We start from the raw sequence: 13,996 nt of genomic DNA, 5'->3' as shown, positions 1-13,996 counted from the left end.
TACTCGGAGGTCCCCGTGCCACCGGACAACCCCCGTTCCCCCAACCCCCCGTCGAAGGAGCCGCCCGGCGGCTTCTCCCGTACGTTCGCCCGCGACCCGGGCCGGACCCGGATCGGGCTGCTGCCCGAGCGCCGGGTGTGGATCGCGCTCGGCTCGACCGTCGCGCTGGTCGCCGGAGCCGTGGTGCTCGGGCCGCTGGCCCAGCGCGGGCTGCAGATGAGCGCCGACGACACCCGGGTGGCCGCCGCCGCGGTGCCCACCCCGTCGCCCGAGGCGTCGAAGAAGGCCGAGCCGTCGCCGAGCGCGACGAAGAAGGCCGAGGCCACGGAGACGCCCGGCAGGAAGCACGACGACGCGCCCCCGGCCGGGCGGCCCGCGCGCCAGGCGCCCCCGCCGCACACCCAGGACACCCCGAACCCGCCGGCGCCTGGCCGGAACGGCGGGGTGGCTGCGGACCCGCCGTCCACGGGCGGGGCGAAGCAGCACCCGGCGCGGTCGCCGAAGGTCACCGGCCCGACCGGGACCATCACCGGGATGAACGGCATCTGCCTGGACGTCGCCAACGGCAACCGCGCCAACGGCACGCCCATCCAGGTCCACGACTGCAACGGCATGCCCGCCCAGCGCTGGACGATGGCGTCGGACGGCACGGTGCGCGCGTACGGCAAGTGCATGGACGTCGCGGACAACGCCACGTCGGACGGTTCGCTGATCCATCTGTGGGACTGCAACGGCCGTCCGTCGCAGCAGTGGATCTTCTCCGGCGCCCCGCACGACCTGGTGAATCTGCCGGCCAACAAGTGCCTGGACATCCGCGCCGCCAACGCCTCGAACGGCACGCGCGTCCAGATCGCCAACTGCTCGGGCAACCCGGCGCAGAAGTGGAGTGTGCCGACCTGATCCGGCCACCGGGCGGCACCGCCCGACGCACACCGGGCGCGGGGGCCCCTCCGCGCCCGGTGGCGTACGGCCCCCGGTCAACTCCCGTGTTTTTACGTGCTCTTGGCCGACCGGGGGTGGTTCGCTGGCCGGGCTCCGGGCCTTGCGGGGGTTCGTAGGGTGAGGGCGTGCCCAGACGCAGCGAACAGGCCGGGCCGGCGCGCGGTGGCCGCGCGGCGGGCCCCGCACCCGACGTCTTCGTCCCGCGCGGCGGTGTCAACGACGGCCCCCGCCACGACGATCCGGTGCCCCTGCACCGCCTCGATGTGCCCACGCCGCACCTCCTCCCCTTCGCGATCGGCTCGTTCGACACGATCGGCCCGCTCGCCCGCGCGAGCTTCCCGCACCGGCACTCGTTCCACGAGATCGCCTACGTCACCGGGGGCCGCGGCGCCCATGTCGTGGACCTGGTCCGGCGACCGCTGCGCCCCCCGGAGCTGAGCGTGATCGTGCCGGGGCAGGTCCATCACTGGGAGCAGGTGGCGCAGTTGCACGGCTGGGTCATCCTCTTCACCGAGGACTTCCTGCTGGCGCACCCGGGCGACCGGGACGCGCTGGCGACGCTCGGCGGCTGCCCGGGGCTGCGGGTGACGGCCGGTGCGGCGCCGCGGATCGCGTCGTTGGTGGCGGAGATGGTCCGGGAGCACGGCGAGCGGGCCGACGGCTTCACCTCGGTGCTCCAGGCGCAGCTGCACATCCTGATCGCCCAGGCGCTGCGGCTGCCCGGCGCGTCCGGCCCGGCGCCGGGCACCGGCCGGACGCCGCCACTGGCCCGGGAGTTCGCCGCCCTGCTGGCCCGCCCCGGCGCCGCGGGCCGCACGGTCCGCTCGTACGCCGAGGAGCTGGGCGTCTCGGTGGGCCATCTGACCGAGGTGGTCAAGCGGAGCACCGGGCGGACGCCGGGCGGTCTGATCCGGCACGCCCAGACGGTCGAGGCGAAGCGCCTGCTGTCCGGCAGCGGCCTGAGCGTGGCCCAGGTCGCCGCCCGGCTGGGCTTCGCCGACCCGGCCTACTTCTGCCGCTTCTTCCGCCGCGAGACCGGGGTGAGCCCCGGAGACTTCCGCCGCGCGACGAGCGGTACGGCGCGGGGCCGGGCCACCGGCGGCACGACGGCGCCGGAGGGCGCGGAGGCGTGACCCCGGCCGGGGGCCGGGCCGGTGGCGTCCGGAACGGAGCGGGGACACGGCGGGCCGCGGTCCGGGGGGACCGAGCTGCGGAATTCACCATGACCCCCGCGTCCAGTCCCTCGAACGCCCCGCGCCGTCTGCCCTACCGTCTGTCGTCATCGGCCCGCACCACATGGTCCGGACCATGTGGCGGGACGGCGGGGACGCCCGCCGCCCGCAGCGATCCGTTCCGTACGGCCCTCGCCGTCACCCCCACCGGACTCCCCTCTCCCCCACCCCTCTCCCCCAGGAGCGCGCGATGGAAGACGACCGCAGTCAGGACCTCCGGCCGGACGCCGCACCGGACGGTGGTGCCGACCGGCCCTCGCGTCCGATCAGCCGGAAGAACGTGCTCAGGGCCGCCGTCGCGGCCGTACCGGCGACGATGCTGCTCGGCGGGGTCGCGCTGGCCCGCGACCGCAAGCCGGCCGACGGCCCGCTCGCCCCGACGCCCTACTGCGACGACGGGGACGACCCGACGCCGCCGCAGATCGAGGGCCCGTACTTCAAGCCCAACTCCCCGCTGCGCGACTCACTCGTCGAGCCCGGCACCCAGGGCACACCGCTGACGGTGAGCGGCTTCGTCTTCGGGCTGTCCTGCACCCCGCTCGCCGACGTCCTGCTGGACTGGTGGCAGGCGGACGACGGCGGCGCCTACGACAACACCGGATTCCGTTTCCGGGGCCACCAGTTCACCGACGCACGCGGCGGGTTCACCCTGACGACGATCGTGCCGGGGCTCTACCCGGGCCGCACCCGCCACCTCCATGTGAAGGTCCAGGCACCGGGCGGCCCGATCCTCACCACGCAGCTCTACTTCCCGGGCGAGCCGCGCAACAACACCGACCCGATCTTCGACCCGGCGCTCCTGATGAACGTGCGGGACGCGGGCGACGGCAAGGAGGCGACGTTCGACTTCGCCCTCCAGGTGTCCGGGGCCGCACCCCGGCCACGCGGCTGACCCGCGGCGGCGTCCGGCCCGGACACCGCACGGAAACCGGCGGTGGGTTCCCGCGCCCTGCACGAGGCGCGGGAACCCACCGCCGGAGCGTGGTGCCCGGCGGGCCCGTGCGCGGGCCCGCCGGATCAGCGGCAGCGTACGCCGCCGGAAGCCGTGTCGCTCACTTCTCCGTCTCGGTGGCGAGATTGGCGAGAATCGCGTCGTAGATCCGGCCGAGGCCCTTGGGGGCGAAGGTCCGCTCGAAGAAGCCGCCGATACCGCCGGCGCCCTGCCAGGTGGTGGTGACGACGACCTTGGCCCGCTTCTCACCCGCCGGGGTGACCACCCAGGTGGTGACCATGGAGGAGTTGCGGTCCTTCTCGACGAGTTGCCCGTCGGTCGGCTCGTCGACCTCCAGCAGGCAGTCGCGGACCCGCTTGCTGGTCGCCTGGAGCTTCCAGTGCACCAGCGTGCCCTTGCCGTCGCCGCCCTCACGGACCTCGTACTCGCTGAACTGCTCGGGCAGCAGCTTGCCGCGGGTGCCGGTGTAGTCCGCGAGCGCGTCGAACACGTCCTCCGGGTCCGCAGCGATCTCCCGCTCGGTGACGGCCTCGACCTGACCCATGTGTGCTGTCCTCCACTTTTCGGCGCGGTCCTGCCCAGCGCGGTCCCGCGGTGCGCGCTCAGCCAACCATCCCGGGGCCACCCGCCCAAAATCCGCCGCAACCGAACCAATCAAACGAGCGCCCTCTTCCCCTGAACCGCCGAGGCGTAGGCACGGAACCCATGGATGCGCTCCTCCGGCGGCAAGCGGACTTGCCGAGCATGACCACCCCGCGCGCTTTCGTCTCCGAAACTCGTCCCGGGCCGGTAGACGTCGCGCCGCTCCCGGCGTACAGCGGACCGGCAAGCCCTCGCCGGCCCCTCCAGGTGTACGGCAGGGCAGGCAGGGATTGGGGCAAGAGGCGCATCAGCGAAACGTGAGAGAAGCGCCAGCTCCGAGCGGGAGGGTGACAGAAGGCGGGAGTGGATGTCCCCACCCGTCTTCCGCCCCGATGCTCCGGGGCATCGGAACACCACCGAAAGGCCGATCATGTTGAAGAAGGTGCAGGCGGCGCTGCTCGCCGCCACCGCAGTGGCCGGTATCGCCGTCTCCGCGGCTCCGGCGCAGGCCAGCGACTGCAAGGTGGCGGGGCTCCCTGTCATCTGCGAGTTCACCGTGGCCGGCTGGAAGTTCGACGACGGCGTGCGCCAGGAGTTCGCCATCAGCACCGACACGGCGATGTACACCCGATGGACCGACGGCAACGGCAACTGGGGCGGCTGGCAGTCCATGGGCGGCAGTTGGACGGGCCCCGCCCACCTCGGCAAGTACCAGCCCGACTCCCGGGCGCTCGACGTCAGCGCCCGGGGCACCGACGGCGAGATGTGGCACAACCAGCGTTCCATCGGCGGCAGTTGGAGCGGCTGGTGGAAGTAGGCCGCTGAATCACCATGAGGCGGCGGGAGCCGTCGGCCGCGCCGTGGCGCGCGGGCCGGCGGCTCCTGGCTCCATAGCTCCGGCCCCAAGTCCGCCCCGGAAAAACAAAAAGGCCCCCTGGCGGCTCGCCCCGCTCACCCTCCGCCTCCCACCGGACCACCGGACCACCGGGCCACCGGGCCACCGGGCCACCGGGCCACCGGGCCACCGGGCCACCGGAAAAGGACATGCCCCATCCGCCCGGACGCCCTACCGTCCCGGCATGACGAGAGAGCGCAGGGCGCCGGTGCGCGTCCGGGAGATGGGTGAGGGCGATGCCGAGGTGGTCGCCGCGGTGCGGGTACGTGGCTGGCAGGCGGCGTACGAGGGGCTGATGCCGCGGGCGTATCTGGACGCGCTGAGCATCCCGGAGCAGGCGGCGGCGCAGCGGGCCCGGCTGCGGCGGCGGTCGCCCGCGGTCCTCGATCTGGTGGCGGAGCGGGCGGGCACGGTCGTCGGCTGGGCGTGCGTGGGCCCCACACCGGACGGCCCGGGCCCCGCGCCCGCCCCCGTCGGCGAACTGTTCGCCCTGTACGTCACGCCGGAGCGGATCGGCACAGGAATCGGCCGCACCCTCATGACCGCCGCGCTGGAGCACGCCCGCAAGGCCGGATTCGGCGAGCTCCGCCTGTGGGTGGTGCGCGGTAACACCCGCGCCCGGCGGTTCTACGCACGCGCCGGTTTCACCCCGGACGGCACGGAACAGACGGACGAGATGGACGGTGTTCCCGTCCCTGAGCTGCGGTATCGGCGGATGTTGGGGTGAGGCGGCGGGGGGCGTCGTCTCATGCCTGGGCCGGTCGGCCCCCGGTCAAGCGCCCCTTCACGAGGTCCGTGCACGCTCACCGGCCAGCCCCGGGCGAAGCCGCGCCACCGGCTTTGCCCGGCTGTTCCGTTCACCCTCACCAAGACGCGACCGTTCCAACGGACACAGGCGCTACGTACGCCTACCGCATCTGGGGCAGCTACACGGCGGCCACACGGCAGACGTCATCGGAGGCAGATTTCCCCACCGCGAATGACCTTCTCAGTGCTCCATGTGCGGCCGCCGTCCCGGGACACGCGGAGCGTCAGCAACGACCGTGCCCCGGCCACCGGTGCGGCTCCGCTCTCCCGGGGGATCACTGATGCCTCCGCAAGTGCCGGTTCATGAGCACGTTGCCGTCGGCGACAGCCGACAGGTCACCCCGGCACGCGCCCGGGACCGTATGGCAGCCAGTTCGGCACACTGCCCGCACCCTCGACCGGGGCCGGTTCGCGGTCCATCCGTAGCGGCAGATCAACAGGGCGGGGGCAGTCCCCGATCGGCTTGGTTGTCATGCCACTCGACGCTAGAGACCCCTCCGACCAGCAGTAATGGCAGTCCTGCCCGCGCCCGGCGGTAAGTGCCACGAGGCGTTACACCGGCAGCCCCACGGCGTCGGCGAGAGCGCGCATTTCCCCGTGAGGGTCCGTCGTCCGGCCATGACGCGGCCGAGGATGTCACGGGCGTACCGCTTGGTTCGGCAGCCACTCCGGAGCGGCGTCGCGGACGCCCACCAACGTCTCGACCGCTTGCCGACAAGGACACACCGGAATCGCGGGCCAACTCGTGCTGTGTCTTGCCCCGTCGCTTGCGGACTTCCCTGAGCCGGTCGCCCAAGTTGGCAGGCATGAGCCGAGAGTACGCCCGCTCGTCACGCTCCCCCGGGCTCCCCGAGCCGCGCCAGCGCCGCCGCAGCCGCAGCCGCCAGCCGTGGGTGGCCCGTCGCCGTGGTCAGGGCGGGGACCGCGCGCCGGTCGCCGAGGGCGCCCAGGCCCTCGACGCAGGCCAGGGCGACGCGCCAGTACGGCGCGTGCGGGGCGGTCAGCCGTTCCAGGGTGGCGATCAGCGCCGGTACGGACTGCGGGGCCCGCAGTTCGGCCAGCAGCCGGACGGGGTGCAGGGCGTAGGCGGTGCGCAGCGGATTGGTGGCGAGGGCGGCGGCCGCGCGGGCGGTGCGTGGGTCGCCGAGCCGGGCCAGGGCGTGGGCGGCCGTGGCGCACCGCACCGGGTCGCGGTAGTTGAGCAGCAGGACCAGCGTCTCGAAGGCGCGGGTGTCGCCCGCGCAGCCGAGGACGAAGGCGGCGATCTCCCGGGCCCACAGCGGGCGCTCCACCGCGACCAGCACGGCGGCCAGTTCGTCGCGGGCGGCGGCGCTGCCGCGGCGGGCGAGGCCGAGCAGTCGCTCGTAGGCCGCCAGATCGTCGGCGGTGCGCAGCTCGGCACGCACCCGGTCCGTCAAATCGTGGAATTCTTCTTCCATTTGCCGCCCTCTCTCCCGCCGACCGGCCGATGGCTCCGCCGGGCCCGCCCGCTGTGGCCCGCGCCACGCTACAAGCCCCGCCCTACCCCTGGACCAGCGGTTACCCACCGGTTAACCTCGGGGAACGAGCAGCACCCCTGCTCCGGCGGCCTGGTGACGCAGCCGCCCGCAGTACGTCGATCCGGTGAGCACCACCCGGTCCGCACGCCCGGCCCGGTCTTTCACGCGACACCGTTACGGAGAGCACGGCACGGCCCCGGGACAGGGCCTGCCGTCCGCCTCTCCGCGCACCCGCACCTCGCCGCCCCGCACCGCCCGCGGTGTCCGGCCCGCCCCGGCGCGTACGCCTGCCGTGGTGAGCGCCGCACGCCGCCCGCGCCGCCGGGCGCAACTCCTCAGTCGTCACTCTCCCCCGTACGCGGGGGAACACCCTCGGGAGTCCCTCGATGGACCGTCAGTCCACCCCAGATCGCTCCTCCGACCTGTCCGGCGACACGCCGCCTCTGACGACCGTGGCCGTCATCGGCCTCGGCACGATGGGCAGCCAGATCGCCGAGATCCTCGCCCGCGCCGGGCGTGAGGTCATCGGCGTCGACACCGACGACGCCGCCGCCCGTACCGCCGCGGACGCCCTCGCCGCCGCCACCGCCCGCTCCGTCGAGCGCGGCCGGATCACCGAACGGGAGCGGCAGTCGGTCCTGGCGCGGTTCCGCACCTTCCCCGAGGTGCGGGCCGCCGCCGACGCCGACCTCGTCATCGAGGTGGTGCCCGAGGACCAGGCGCTCAAGCAGGAGGTGCTGGCCGCGCTGGACGCGGTGGTGCGCCCGGAAACGATCATCGCGACCGGCACCAACGCCCTCTCGGTGACGCGGCTCGCCGCCGACTCCCGGCACCCCGAGCGCGTTCTCGGGCTGCACTTCTTCAACCCGGCGCCGGCGATGAAGCTGGTCGAGGTGGTCTCCTCGGTGCTGACCGCGCCGACCGCCGTCGCCGCCGTCACCCAGCTCGCCCGCGACCTGGGCAAGGACCCGATCGCGGTGGGCGACCGGCCCGGCTTCGTCGCCGACGGCCTGCTCTTCGGTTACCTCAACCAGGCGGCCGCGATGTACGAGTCGCGGTACGCCGGGCGGGAGGACATCGACGCGGCGATGCGGCTGGGCTGCGGTCTGCCGATGGGCCCGCTGGCGCTGCTCGACCTGATCGGTGTGGACACCGCCCGCACCGTCCTGGAGGCGATGTACGCCGAATCCCACGACCGGCTGCACGCCCCCGCGCCGATCCTCGGCCAGCTCGCCGAGGCGGGGCTGACCGGCCGCAAGGCGGGCCGCGGTTTCTACACGTACGAGGCGCCGGGCTCGGCCACCGTCGTGCCGGACGCGCAGACCCCGGCGGGCGGCGGCGGGCGCGGCGCCGGGCGGCCGGTGCGCGCCGTCGGTGTCGCCGGGTCCGGGACGATGGCGTCCGGGATCGCCGAGGTCTTCGCGAAGGCGGGCTTCGATGTCGTACTGGCGGCCCGTAGCCAGGAGAAGGCGGAGCGGGCGGTGGCGCGGATCGCGAAGTCGCTGGGCCGCTCGGTGGAGAAGGGCCGGCTGACCGCCGGGGAGCGGGACGCCGCGCTGGCCGCGATCACACCCGCGGGCTCCCTGGACGCGCTGGCCGAGGTCGATCTCGCCGTCGAGGCGGTGGCCGAGGACCTGGCGGTCAAGCAGGAGCTGTTCGCCACCCTGGACGCGGTCTGCAAGCCGGGCGCGATCCTGGCGACCACCACCTCGTCGCTGCCGGTCATCGCCTGCGCCCGCGCCACGTCCCGGCCGCAGGACGTCATCGGGATGCACTTCTTCAACCCGGCGCCGGCGATGAAGCTGGTCGAGGTGGTGCGGACGGTGCTGACCGCCGACGAGGTGCACGCCACCGTCCGGGAGGTGTGCGCGGCGGCGCGCAAGCACGCGGTGGACTGCGGGGACCGCGCCGGGTTCATCGTGAACGCGCTGCTCTTCCCGTACCTCAACAACGCGGTGAAGATGGTGCAGGAGCACTACGCGACGCCGGACGACATCGACGCGGCGATGAAGCTGGGCGGCGGCTACCCGATGGGCCCGTTCGAGTTGCTGGACGTCGTCGGGCTCGATGTCTCGCTGGCGATCGAGAAGGTGCTGCACGCGGAGTTCCGCGATCCGGGGCTGGCTCCGGCGCCGCTCCTGGAGCACCTGGTCGCCGCGGGCTGCCTGGGCCGCAAGACCGGCCGCGGCTTCCGTGAGTACGCCCGGCGCTGACCGGGACCGGTGGGGCGGGCTGCTGGCGCCTTCGGGCGGTCCGCCCCAGGTCAGCGGGGAGCGGGTGGCACCGAATGCCACGGGCCGCGGGAATATGAAGTACCGTCCCCACATGTCCCAGCCCGCTCGTTCCCCGTCCCCCGACACCCCGGAGACCAGTACTCCCGGCGCCCGCCGCGCGGCGGCCCAGCGACTCAAGATGCGCCGCGAACTCTCGGCCGCGGCCATGGAGTTGTTCGCGACCAAGGGCTACGAGGCGACCACGGTCGACGAGATCGCGGCGGCCGCCGGTGTCGCCCGGCGGACGTTCTTCCGCCACTTCCGCTCCAAGGAAGAGGCGATCTTCCCCGACCACGACGACACCCTGGTGCGCGCCGCGGCGGTCCTCGACGCGGCGCCGGCGCACGAGAACCCGCTCGACACGGTCTGCCGCGGTATCAAGGAAGTCATGCGGATGTACGCGGCGTCCCCCGCGGTGTCCGTGGCCCGCTACCACCTGACCCGCGAGGTACCCACCCTCCGGGAGGCCGAGATCGCGTCGGTGGCCCGCTACGAGCGGCTGTTCACCCGCTATCTGCTGGGCCACTTCGACGAGGGCGCGCACCGCGAGGGCGACGACGATCCGCTGCTCGCCGAGGTCGCCGCGTCGGCGGTGGTCACCGCGCACAACCACGTGCTGCGGCGGTGGCTGCGGGCCGGCGCGCAGGGCGATGTGGAGACCCAGCTGGACCACGCCTTCGAGATCGTCCGGGAGACCTTCGGCACCGGTATCGGCGCGGGCCGTACCGACGCCGGCGAGAGCGCACCCGCGGCGGTCTCCCGCGAGGGCGAGGTGCTGGTCACGGTGGCGCGGACGGACGCCCCGCTGGACGAGGTCATGAGGACCATCGAGCGGGCGCTGAAGAAGCGCTGACCTTCCGGGCACCGCCCGCCCCCGCCCGGACACCGGGCCCGCTCCCCCGGCCCCCGGGATCCGACGCCGCCGCGCGTCCGGTCTGCGGGGGCCGCGGCATGTCCGGATCGCGGAGCGATCTGCGCGATCATCGCGCATCCGCCGCATGTGCAAGGCGCATCCACAGGGCCCGTTGATCGATCATCCATCGCCCGCGGGCCCCTTTGAACGATCATCGCTCAGATGTGAGGACTTTCTTTCATCTGAGAGAAATTTATGGCACTCAGTGTCTTGTTCACTGACACCCGGTGTCATACGTTGAGGGGGTCCGAGCGACCGGCACACACCCCACCCCGTGTGCCGGATGTCCCAACGGCCTTGTCAGGGCCGTCCGTTCGGGCGCCTGCGTCACAGGCACACCGCGCTCACCGGCGCCGACATCCGCGGACCCCTCATCCGCAGCCCGCACCACCCCCGACGTTCCCTCAAGCCGTTCTGAACGAGCTTCGCCGGAGGCACACCGTGAACGACATCCTGGACGCGATCCTCGCGCCCGACACCACCCGCGACGACTTCGCCGCCCTGCCCCTGCCCGAGTCCTACCGCGCGGTCACCGTCCACAAGGACGAGACCGAGATGTTCGCCGGACTCGCCACCCACGAGAAGGACCCGCGCAAGTCCCTGCACGTCGAGGACGTCCCGCTGCCCGAACTGGGCCCCGGCGAGGCGCTGGTCGCCGTCATGGCGTCCTCCGTGAACTACAACAGCGTCTGGACCTCGATCTTCGAGCCGCTGTCGACCTTCGGCTTCCTGGAGCGCTACGGCAAGCTCTCCCCGCTCGCCAAGCGCCACGACCTGCCGTACCACGTCATCGGCTCCGACCTGGCGGGCGTGGTACTGCGCACCGGCCCCGGCGTCAACTCCTGGCACCCCGGCGACGAGGTCGTCGCGCACTGCCTCTCCGTGGAGCTGGAGTCCTCCGACGGGCACAACGACACGATGCTCGACCCCGAGCAGCGGATCTGGGGCTTCGAGACCAACTTCGGCGGGCTCGCCGAGATCGCGCTGGTCAAGTCCAATCAGCTGATGCCGAAGCCGGACCACCTCAGCTGGGAGGAGGCCGCCGCCCCGGGCCTGGTCAACTCCACCGCCTACCGCCAGCTGGTCTCCCGCAACGGCGCCGGCATGAAGCAGGGCGACAACGTCCTCATCTGGGGCGCCAGCGGCGGGCTCGGCTCGTACGCCACCCAGTTCGCGCTGGCCGGCGGCGCCAACCCGATCTGCGTGGTGAGCAGCGCGGACAAGGCGGAGATCTGCCGGAAGATGGGCGCCGAGGCGATCATCGACCGCAAGGCCGAGGGCTACCGGTTCTGGAAGAACGAGCACGAGCAGGACCCGCGCGAGTGGAAGCGGTTCGGCAAGCGGATCCGCGAGCTGACCGGCGGCGAGGACGTCGACATCGTCTTCGAGCACCCGGGCCGCGAGACGTTCGGCGCCTCCGTCTACGTCACCCGCAAGGGCGGCACCATCGTCACCTGCGCCTCGACCTCGGGCTACCAGCACGAGTACGACAACCGCTACCTGTGGATGTCGCTGAAGCGGATCGTCGGCTCGCACTTCGCCAACTACCGCGAGGCGTGGGAGGCCAACCGCCTCATCGCCAAGGGCAAGATCCACCCGACGCTCTCCAAGGTGTACTCCCTCGACGACACCGGCCAGGCCGCGTACGACGTCCACCGCAACCTCCACCAGGGCAAGGTCGGCGTCCTCGCGCTCGCCCCCGAGGAGGGGCTGGGCGTCCGCGACACGGAGATGCGCGCCAAGCACCTCGACGCGATCAACCTCTTCCGCGACGCCTGAGCGCGCCTCCGGCCAGGCCGGAGCGCGCCGTCGCACTGTCCGAACCGATAGGCGGTTGCAGAACCATGACTGAGCGTCAGAAGGATCGTCCGTGGCTGATGCGGACCTACGCCGGGCACTCCACGGCCGAGGCGTCCAACGAGCTGTACCGGCGCAACCTCGCCAAGGGGCAGACCGGGCTGTCGGTCGCGTTCGACCTCCCGACGCAGACCGGATACGACCCCGACCACATCCTCGCCAGGGGTGAGGTCGGCCGGGTCGGCGTCCCGGTCTCCCACCTCGGCGACATGCGGCGGCTGTTCCAGGACATTCCGCTGGAGCAGATGAACACCTCGATGACCATCAACGCCACCGCGATGTGGCTGCTGGCGCTCTACCAGGTGGTCGCCGAGGAGCAGGGCGCGGACATCGGGCAGCTCCAGGGGACGACGCAGAACGACATCGTCAAGGAGTACCTGTCGCGGGGCACGCACGTCTTCCCGCCCGGGCCCTCCCTCCGGCTGACCACCGACATGATCGCGTACACGGTCAACCACATCCCGAAGTGGAACCCGATCAACATCTGCAGTTACCACCTGCAGGAGGCCGGGGCCACCCCCGTCCAGGAGATCGCGTACGCGCTGTCCACCGCCATCGCCGTGCTGGACGCGGTGTTCGCCTCCGGGCAGGTCCCGGAGGAGCGCAAGGGTGAGGTCGTCGCCCGTATCTCCTTCTTCGTCAACGCGGGCGTCCGCTTCGTCGAGGAGATGTGCAAGATGCGGGCGTTCGGCCGCCTGTGGGACACGATCACCCGCGAGCGGTACGGCATCGAGAACCCCAAGCAGCGCCGCTTCCGCTACGGCGTGCAGGTCAACTCGCTGGGCCTGACCGAGGCGCAGCCGGAGAACAACGTCCAGCGGATCGTCCTGGAGATGCTGGCGGTCACGCTGTCGAAGGACGCCCGCGCGCGGGCCGTCCAGCTCCCGGCGTGGAACGAGGCGCTGGGCCTGCCCCGCCCCTGGGACCAGCAGTGGTCACTCCGTATCCAGCAGGTCCTCGCCCACGAGAGCGATCTGCTGGAGTACGAGGACCTGTTCGCCGGGTCGCACGTGGTCGAGGCGAAGGTGGACGCGCTCGTCGCGGAGTGCCGGGCGGAGATCGACCGGATCCAGGAGATGGGCGGCGCGATGGCCGCCGTGGAGTCCGGCTACCTCAAGGCGCAGCTGGTCTCCTCGCACGCCGAGCGGCGGGCGCGGATCGAGTCCGGCGAGGAGAAGATCATCGGCGTCAACTGCTTCGAGTCCACCGAGCCGAACCCGCTCACCGCCGACCTGGACACCGCGGTCCAGACGGTCGACCCGGCCGTCGAGGCGCGCGTCGTGCGGGCACTCGCCGACTGGCGGGCCACCCGCGAGGAGCTGGCCGACCGCCAGGGACGCGGCGAGCCGTTCCACTTCCCGCGCGTCGAGCAGGCCCTGGACCTGCTCAAGGAGGCCGCGGCCGGCACGGAGAACCTCATGGAGGCCACCGTGGAGTGCGCCCGCGCCGGGGTCACCACCGGCGAGTGGGCGGGCGCGCTGCGGGAGGTGTTCGGGGAATTCCGGGCACCCACGGGCGTCTCCTCCGCTCCGCTGGCCGTCCCGGCGGAGGACGGCAGCCCGCTGGCCCTCGTCCGCGAGAAGGTCGCGAAGACCGCCGCCGATCTGGGCACCGGCAAGCTGCGGCTGCTGGTCGGCAAGCCCGGTCTGGACGGCCACAGCAACGGCGCCGAACAGATCGCGGTGCGCGCCCGCGACGCCGGTTTCGAGGTGGTCTACCAGGGCATCCGGCTCACGCCCGAGCAGATCGTCGCGGCGGCGGTCGCCGAGGACGTGCACTGTGTGGGCCTGTCGATCCTCTCCGGCTCCCACGCCGAGCTGGTCCCGGACGTCCTGGCGCGGCTGGCCCGCGCCGGCGCCGAGGAGCTGCCGGTCATCGTCGGCGGGATCATCCCGTCCGCCGACGCGGCCGCGCTGCGGGAGGCCGGGGTGGCCGCGGTGTTCACCCCGAAGGACTTCGGTATCACCGAGATCATCGGCCGTATCGTCGACGAGATCCGCACGGCGAACGGGCTCGCTCCTCTGGAGGTCCCCGCATGACCCCG

The 13,996-nt window shown here is 72.7% G+C and carries 10 protein-coding genes and 1 pseudogene; 9 read left to right on the top strand and 2 right to left on the bottom strand.

Annotated features, from left to right (window positions below):
* Positions 1–15 precede the first annotated feature (15 nt).
* The 3 genes and pseudogenes from ACF1BH_RS07555 to ACF1BH_RS07545 form a co-directional block, all read left to right on the top strand.
* On the top strand, positions 16–900 hold the full coding sequence (locus ACF1BH_RS07555; protein WP_391641476.1) for a ricin-type beta-trefoil lectin domain protein: 885 nt from the start codon (positions 16–18) through the stop codon (positions 898–900).
* 290 nt (positions 901–1,190) lie between these two features.
* Positions 1,191–2,075: a helix-turn-helix domain-containing protein gene (locus ACF1BH_RS07550; protein ID WP_391641619.1), complete on the top strand. Its 885-nt coding sequence runs from the start codon at positions 1,191–1,193 to the stop codon at positions 2,073–2,075.
* Positions 2,076–2,364: 289 nt separating this feature from the next.
* A pseudogene (locus ACF1BH_RS07545) lies at positions 2,365–3,036 on the top strand (dioxygenase); the annotation flags it as partial.
* A gap of 190 nt (positions 3,037–3,226) precedes the next feature.
* On the opposite strand, the gene ACF1BH_RS07540 reads toward ACF1BH_RS07545, so the two are convergent.
* Positions 3,227–3,670: an SRPBCC family protein gene (locus ACF1BH_RS07540; protein ID WP_030280444.1), complete on the bottom strand. Its 444-nt coding sequence runs from the start codon at positions 3,668–3,670 to the stop codon at positions 3,227–3,229.
* A 468-nt stretch (positions 3,671–4,138) separates the two neighbouring features.
* On the opposite strand from ACF1BH_RS07540, the gene ACF1BH_RS07535 reads away from it, so the two are divergent.
* Both ACF1BH_RS07535 and ACF1BH_RS07530 read left to right on the top strand, forming a co-directional pair.
* Entirely contained in the window at positions 4,139–4,525 is a 387-nt protein-coding gene (locus ACF1BH_RS07535) for a hypothetical protein (protein ID WP_391641475.1), read from the top strand.
* Positions 4,526–4,787: 262 nt separating this feature from the next.
* Positions 4,788–5,330, top strand: coding sequence for a GNAT family N-acetyltransferase (locus tag ACF1BH_RS07530; protein ID WP_391641474.1), 543 nt, complete (start codon positions 4,788–4,790; stop codon positions 5,328–5,330).
* Between the two features lie 910 nt (positions 5,331–6,240).
* Here the strand turns inward: ACF1BH_RS07530 and ACF1BH_RS07525 are convergent.
* On the bottom strand, positions 6,241–6,849 hold the full coding sequence (locus ACF1BH_RS07525) for a HEAT repeat domain-containing protein (protein WP_391641473.1): 609 nt from the start codon (positions 6,847–6,849) through the stop codon (positions 6,241–6,243).
* A gap of 446 nt (positions 6,850–7,295) precedes the next feature.
* On the opposite strand from ACF1BH_RS07525, the gene ACF1BH_RS07520 reads away from it, so the two are divergent.
* From ACF1BH_RS07520 to ACF1BH_RS07505, 4 genes are all read left to right on the top strand, one after another.
* Positions 7,296–9,122, top strand: coding sequence for a 3-hydroxyacyl-CoA dehydrogenase family protein (locus ACF1BH_RS07520; RefSeq protein WP_391641472.1), 1,827 nt, complete (start codon positions 7,296–7,298; stop codon positions 9,120–9,122).
* A 112-nt stretch (positions 9,123–9,234) separates the two neighbouring features.
* Entirely contained in the window at positions 9,235–10,035 is an 801-nt protein-coding gene (locus ACF1BH_RS07515) for a TetR family transcriptional regulator (protein WP_391641471.1), read from the top strand.
* A 501-nt stretch (positions 10,036–10,536) separates the two neighbouring features.
* Complete coding sequence (gene ccrA / locus ACF1BH_RS07510) at positions 10,537–11,874, top strand: crotonyl-CoA carboxylase/reductase (protein ID WP_391641470.1); 1,338 nt, start codon at positions 10,537–10,539, stop codon at positions 11,872–11,874.
* A gap of 65 nt (positions 11,875–11,939) precedes the next feature.
* Positions 11,940–13,991, top strand: a complete 2,052-nt coding sequence (locus tag ACF1BH_RS07505; RefSeq protein WP_391641469.1) for a protein meaA — start codon at positions 11,940–11,942, stop codon at positions 13,989–13,991.
* Positions 13,992–13,996: the final 5 nt, after the last annotated feature.

Origin of the sequence: Streptomyces sp. NPDC014733, from assembly GCF_043083385.1 — a bacterium.
In the GTDB taxonomy this organism is placed as follows: domain Bacteria; phylum Actinomycetota; class Actinomycetes; order Streptomycetales; family Streptomycetaceae; genus Streptomyces.
The sequence above is the reverse complement of the archived record's forward strand: the minus strand, read 5'-3'. Positions and strand labels throughout refer to the sequence as shown.